The organism is Lutimonas sp., assembly GCF_051011215.1.
Taxonomy (GTDB): Bacteria; Bacteroidota; Bacteroidia; order Flavobacteriales; family Flavobacteriaceae; genus Lutimonas.
The window spans coordinates 59,169-65,709 of sequence record NZ_JBPCUJ010000110.1 but is presented as its reverse complement, the minus strand read 5'-3'; the positions used below and the strand labels follow the sequence as shown (position 1 = coordinate 65,709).

Here is a 6,541-nt window from a genome sequence, read left to right as displayed (position 1 = left end):
AGTGCAACAACAATCATAAAACGAGTAAAATTTTTCATGGTATCAATTTTTGATCATAACTCTAAATTACCGAAAAATATCAAGATTCCCTAATTTGAGAATTGAATTTTATCTAACGTTCTGAAACGACAATATCAGGTTGTTTTCGGGCCAGATCCCATTTGAATCCTAAATAGAATTCTATACCATGATTTGGCGCATAGGCATAGGCAGTATCAAAATAGGGACTAAATCCAGGGGCGTAGTTTGGATCGTCATATCCAACCAATGGTGACTCGGTTTGAATATAATTAAACAGGTTGTTGATCCCGAAATAAAGATTGTAATTGTCTTTAATCAATTTTGTTACCTGTATTTGATGTAAGGAAAAGGGAGTGCTTGTTGTAGGTCGTGGTGTGTCCAGTGGCTGACCAAACTCATCCAGATCATACACTTCTGGCAGGGCCATGGGCCCGGTAAACTGTGCTGAATAAGCCAGTGTTATTCTGGATTTTTTAAACTGATAATTGGCGGTTAAAACTCCACTCCAATCAGGAGCAAACAAGATATTTGAAGTATTCTCAATACCGTCTTCATCGATATCGGTTTCTGTAGATTCAAGAAGGTTAAAACCAACATTTAAGCTCAATGGGAAACTGAAATTATGGTTTAAGTTTAATCCCAATCCCATAGATCTTGCATACCCGGTTGAATTCTCATAAATGATAAACCCCGGAGTATCGTAGTCTGGAATTATTTTGTTGGTGAAATGAGTAAAAAATCCTTCTAAATCAATAGATCCACTACCGCCAAGGCCGGTATAGACTTGATTATAATTAAGTGAAAAGTTATAGGAGCTTTCCGGAGCTAAATCATCAGCGATAATTACTTCTCGCTGTCCTGTGACAAAGGCATGATCTTCTGTGAATAGATTTACCACCTTAAAACCGGTTCCAAAATTGAAACGGAAGGTCGTCCAATCGGAGGATTTATATTTGGCATTAAAGCGGGGTGCATAAATGAGACCGTGTTCCTGATGATGATCTACTCTAAGTCCTCCCAAAAAAGTAAGTTTTTCAGATACATAATATTCATCCTGAACAAAAAGTCCTGGAACAAACTGATTGTTTGGATCATTGATTATTTCGCCATCCACTTCTTCTTCTGTAGCCAGTGTATTGTCGTCATAAGCATCATAACGAAGAGAAGAACCAACTAAAAAATCATGATTTTTATGATCAAAACTCCAGATAAAATTACCAAATGCAATTTGTTGAGAAGCTTTATAGAGGTCACTGCCATAATAACTGTTTTGATCGTGGTTAGAAAAAGAGTAATCCAGTTTTAAGCTGGCTTTGGTATCCAGGGCATAGGTTCCAAACAATTCCGTTCTGTTGGTATAGATGCTTTCCCCATATATTTCATCACTCCCACGTAAGGTTTTATAAGCTCTGTCTTTTACATAGGCTTCGACTCCGTTCCTTCGATCTTCGTAATAATATTTGGCTGCAATGGTAAAGATTTTATCACTGGGCCTGAAAATATTAAATTTTGTAAATAAAGAAACATGATCGGTATTAACACCATCACCAAAGCCATCTACATTATTATCCGCATAATGATTTGCGTATCCAAAGTTGACACCTACATAAGCATTCGATTTACCCAGAGTAGGAGCAAAGGCAAAATTCCCAAATACTTCTTCGTGTGTACTGGTCATCAAATCCGCCGATACCAAAGGCTGTTTTTCAGGATTTTTGGTAATAATATTGATTACTCCTGCAACGGCTTCTGATCCGTAGAGAGTACTGCTGGGACCTTTTATAACCTCAAACCTGTCAATAATCATATTGGGAATTCCATTGAGTCCATAAACTGATGCAAGACTTCCATATATAGGAGTTCCGTCCATCAGTATTGCGGTATATGAACCAGGCAGACCATTGACGCTGATGCTATTGGTATAACAAACACCACAAGCAACTACTTCCTGAACTCCATTAACCAACTGAGCACTTTCAATAACCGAACTTGCCGCTGAAGGGAGGTAGGTATCTAATTGTTTTGAAGTAACGACATCAATTTTAATAGGGGAGGCTGAGACATAGGTTTCTTTCATGGTGCCCGTTACAACGATTTCATCTAAGGCAGCGTTGGAACTAAGATTAAATGAAACTAAAAGGTTTTGACCCGCCTTAACCTCGAGGTGTTTTTTTTCAGAAATAAACCCAACAAAAGAGGCGATAAGGGTATAATTACCTGGGCTAATATTTTTCATTTCAAAATATCCGTTCTCGTCAGCGGTACATCCTTTGGCGGAATTTTTAATTTGAATTGTTGCAAAAGGTAATTTGGCACCGTCTGCCATAATTTCTCCTGAAATACTGGCATTTTGACCTACCAGAGTTGAGGTCAAAAGCAAAGTAAAGAGTAAAATTAATTGACGGAATTGCATATTGTAATAAAAGCGCTTAACTTTATAATTTGAAATGCAAAACTAATAAAGTTAGGCATAGCTAACAAATATAATTTTATGAGTATAACAAAAAATATTGAGGATTATATAAAAGCAATTTTTAACCTTACAGAGGAAGAGGGTGTTAAGAAGTTAGGAAACAATCAGTTAGCGGAGTATTTAGGACTATCTCCTGCTTCGGTGAGCGTTATGATTAAAAAAATGAAAGACAAAAAATTAGTTGATTATGAGCGCTATGGGAAGATAGAACTGACCCAGTCAGGCCATGAAATAGCTTTAAAACTAATAAGAAAACACCGTCTTTGGGAAACTTTTTTACACGATCATATGAATTTTACTTGGGACGAAGTGCATGAAGTAGCGCATCAATTAGAGCATATTAATTCTCCCAAATTAATCAAAGAACTCGATAATTTTTTGGGCAATCCAAAGAGAGACCCTCATGGTGATGCGATACCGGATGAACAGGGACGTTTTGTGGTGGAATCAAAACAACCCTTGTCAAGTCTTTTATCAGGAGATGTTTGCCGGTTGATATCTGTTAAAGACAATTCAGCGGTATTTCTAAAATATGTGACACAGTTGGGCTTGGCGTTGAGCAGTGAAATTGAAATCCTGGAAATCAGAGAATTTGATGCTTCCATGTTGATTGCTTATGACGGAAAGAATGAAAATGTATCTAAGAAATTTGCAGAAAGCATATATGTGGAAAAACTATAATGCTTTCTATTGGTGATTTGATTTGAAGATACAGGGTGTTTTAGATGCCATAATATTTTCAAAAAGGCGATGATTAATCCTATAAAAATGTAAATTTGCACAAAAATTTAAACAGCATATGTTCAATAAATATATAAAATTAGTAGTGGCCGCCATTATTCTGGTTTGGGCCGGATTTGAATTCTATGAAGGTCATATCATGAATGGCATCTCCATTGTGCTGCTCGCAGGAATTTTTATCTTTTTTTACTTTAAGAATGAAATTCTACTATTGACTTTTTTCAAGCTGAGAAAACAGGATTTTGAAGGTGGTAACAAGTTACTGGACAAGATAAAAAACCCTTCAGCTGCCTTGACAAAAAAGCAGGAAGCGTATTATAATTTCCTGCGAGGCATTATGGTATCTCAAACTAATTTGACCCAGGCTGAAAAATTCTTTAAACGAGCTTTGAGTATGGGACTGGCCATGGACCATGATAAGGCAATGGCAAAACTGCAGTTGGCAGGAATTGCAATGACCAAAAGAAGAAAAAGAGAGGCAACGACTTTAATTGCTGAGGCCAAAAAGCTGGACAAGCACGGGATGTTGAAAGATCAGATTACCATGGTCAAGCAACAAATGAAAAAGATCTAGTTCGGTTTTTTTTATAAACTCTTGTTCTTTTTTAAGGACAAGCCTTTGGAACCATATATGAAAGCATTCATACTTTGTTTAATTTTTATGATGATCAGTTATCATGGTTATTCTCAGAACCTGTCCGTGATGACCTACAATATTCGGTATGCAACCGTCAATGACGGCGACAATCAATGGGAGAAAAGAAAGGCTTTTCTAAGTGATCAGATTGCTTTTTATCAACCGGAAGTTTTTGGTATTCAAGAAGGATTGGAGCATCAGTTGCTTTATTTGAAAGAATCAAATCAGAAATACGATTTTATTGGAGTGGGCAGGGATGATGGTCAGAGAAAAGGCGAGTATTGCGCAATTTTCTATAATAAAGAAAAAGTAATCCTTGATGCTCAAGGCACTTTTTGGCTGTCTGAAACACCAGAGAAGGTTTCCAAAGGATGGGATGCCGCCTTCGAACGAATATGTACTTTTGCTCTTTTTACAGATGCTGGTAGTGGGTCAAAATTCTGGGTTTTCAACACGCATTTTGATCATATTGGTGAGGTGGCAAGAGAGAAAAGTGCGACATTGATTGCGCAACGAATCGGTGAAATCAACAAAAAAGAGTATCCCGTATTTCTATTGGGAGATTTTAACCTAAATGAGAAGAGCAAGCCAATTGTTTATCTCTCATCTGTATTATCCGATTCCAGATCCGTATCTGAAGAAAGTCCTTTTGGACCTCATGGTACTTTTACAGGCTTCAAGTTTCACGAGCCGGTTCAAGATAGAATCGACTATATATTTACCTCGAAAAACAGTATCCGGGTAAAAAAATATGCTGTTTTAACAGATTCTAAAGATTTTAAATATCCTTCAGATCACTTTCCGGTATTTATTAAGGCCGAGTTATCAGGCATCGATAAGTAGCTTTTTACCAATATACATTAAGCGATAATCTTCTTCTACTTTCAATTTATTGTAATCGGCCGGAATGATATGAATGTCATTATTGATGTCTTTGACGAATACCGGAATGGTTTTAATTTCTTTCATAGTGGCCTCCATGATCTGTAGGTAATGATCTTTTGATTTAATCTTCACTTCATTAATGATCGGATAATCTCTTACTACTTCTGAAATGTTGATAAAGTCATCTGTTTGAGAGAAAAGTCCTTCTTCAGGATTGTTATCAGGGTCTCTCATTTCATCACCACTGATGAGTCTGTAGGCTCCTTCTTCCCCAAAAGAAGGCTTGAGTTTGTTAAGCGCATATTCATTGATGGTCGGACTTCCCGTCAGGGCAAGTAAAAACCCAATATCATTTAATTCGATATTCTCAAAGATCTCATCTTCATAAATATCACATTCTATGGCTTCAAGACCTTCTTTTTTTGCCAGCGCTATATTGTTTCTGTTGCTGTCAATCAAAACGACCCTTCGGTCATTTGTTTTTAAATAACTGGCAATCAGTCTTGATGGATCAGAAGCACCCACAATTAAGATACCTTCCGATTTTTTCAATAAAACACCTGTTATTTTGGCTACAATTCTCGCAGTTGTTGCATTTAAAAGAACGGTTCCCAAAACAATCATAAAAACAAGCGGGGTGATGTAATTTGCATTTTCAACCCCTTGCATGGTCAACTTTAAGCCAAAAAGAGACGCGATACCGGCAGCCACGATTCCACGTGGTCCCACCCAACTGATAAATATTTTTTCATTTCTGCTCAGGCTACTGTTTCTGCTGCTTAGGAAGACACCTATTGGTCTAACAATTAAAACAACACAGGCAAATAAGATCAGTGAATTCCAGTTAAAGATAAGCTCAAGGTCGGATAAGTTTATGTTGGCTGACAGTAAAATAAAAAGTATGGAGATCAACAAAATACTGATCGTTTCTTTAAAATAAAAGACATCCTTTAAGCCAGGTAAATTCATGTTACCAAGAACCATACCCATAATTACCACGGCCAATAATCCGCTTTCATGAGCAAATAAATCTGCAAGAACAAATACACTTAGCACCAAGGCCAGGGAAACTACATTCAGCAAATAATGAGGAATCCATCGTTGTTTTAATGCCGTAGCAAAAGCATAGGCAGAAGTAAAACCGATTGAAAATCCTATAATAATAATTTTTCCAAATTCAATCAGGGTTTCTTTGGTATACTCGGTACCATGATCGCCCCCCAAACTAATGAATTCATATACCAAAACAGCGACCAAAGCGCCTATTGGATCTATTAAAATCCCTTCCCATTTTAAGATGGTCGAGATGTCTTTTTTTAGTGGTAAATTCCTTAAGATAGGCGTAATTACGGTCGGCCCGGTAACGATGATCAATGATGAAAACAAAAAGGATAAAGGCCAGTTGAGACCAATGATATAATGCGCCGCGATTCCCGCAGTAATCATAGTCATCAAAGACCCAAGGGTAATCAGTTTGTAAATAACGGGTCCCACACTTTTGATTTCCTCTTTCTTAAGTGTAAGCCCTCCTTCAAACAAGATAAGAGCAATAGAAAGAGACACAAAATTAAAAAGACTTTCTCCCGGGAACAATCCCATTTGACCATTCCATACGGGTTCAATCCATTTGTTTCCATCTGTAGAAAGCATGGTGGAAAACGGACCGACAAAAAGTCCGATGAGTATTAAAGGAAGGATGGCTGGTATTTTAAATTTCCATGCAACCCATTGGGCCAGAATTCCCAATATAATAATACCTGCAAGTTCGAGCATATACAATTTTT

The 6,541-nt window shown here is 37.2% G+C and carries 5 protein-coding genes; 3 read left to right on the top strand and 2 right to left on the bottom strand.

Annotated elements, in window-relative coordinates; all coding sequences use genetic code 11:
• Positions 1 to 112 precede the first annotated feature (112 nt).
• Entirely contained in the window at positions 113 to 2,401 is a 2,289-nt protein-coding gene (locus tag ACR2MV_RS10490; protein ID WP_434021861.1) for a TonB-dependent receptor, read from the bottom strand.
• Positions 2,402 to 2,512: 111 nt separating this feature from the next.
• Between ACR2MV_RS10490 and ACR2MV_RS10485 the strand changes: the two genes are divergently transcribed.
• The 3 genes from ACR2MV_RS10485 (at position 2,513) to ACR2MV_RS10475 (ending at position 4,715) form a co-directional block, all read left to right on the top strand.
• Entirely contained in the window at positions 2,513 to 3,175 is a 663-nt protein-coding gene (locus tag ACR2MV_RS10485; protein WP_434021860.1) for a metal-dependent transcriptional regulator, read from the top strand.
• 118 nt (positions 3,176 to 3,293) lie between these two features.
• A complete protein-coding gene (locus ACR2MV_RS10480; RefSeq protein WP_434021859.1) occupies positions 3,294 to 3,809 on the top strand; it encodes a DUF2892 domain-containing protein in 516 nt (171 codons plus the stop codon).
• A gap of 87 nt (positions 3,810 to 3,896) precedes the next feature.
• Positions 3,897 to 4,715: an endonuclease/exonuclease/phosphatase family protein gene (locus ACR2MV_RS10475; protein WP_434021858.1), complete on the top strand. Its 819-nt coding sequence runs from the start codon at positions 3,897 to 3,899 to the stop codon at positions 4,713 to 4,715.
• Here ACR2MV_RS10475 and ACR2MV_RS10470 read toward each other — a convergent pair.
• Entirely contained in the window at positions 4,698 to 6,530 is a 1,833-nt protein-coding gene (locus ACR2MV_RS10470) for a cation:proton antiporter (protein ID WP_434021857.1), read from the bottom strand. The genes ACR2MV_RS10475 and ACR2MV_RS10470 overlap by 18 nt on opposite strands.
• Positions 6,531 to 6,541: the final 11 nt, after the last annotated feature.

Coding starts and splice junctions, on each gene's coding strand:
- ACR2MV_RS10475 (WP_434021858.1), top strand. CDS start 3,897: ATGATGATCAGTTATCATGGTTATTCTCAGAACCTGTCCGTGATGACC.
- ACR2MV_RS10470 (WP_434021857.1), bottom strand. CDS start 6,530: ATGCTCGAACTTGCAGGTATTATTATATTGGGAATTCTGGCCCAATGG.
- ACR2MV_RS10485 (WP_434021860.1), top strand. CDS start 2,513: ATGAGTATAACAAAAAATATTGAGGATTATATAAAAGCAATTTTTAAC.
- ACR2MV_RS10480 (WP_434021859.1), top strand. CDS start 3,294: ATGTTCAATAAATATATAAAATTAGTAGTGGCCGCCATTATTCTGGTT.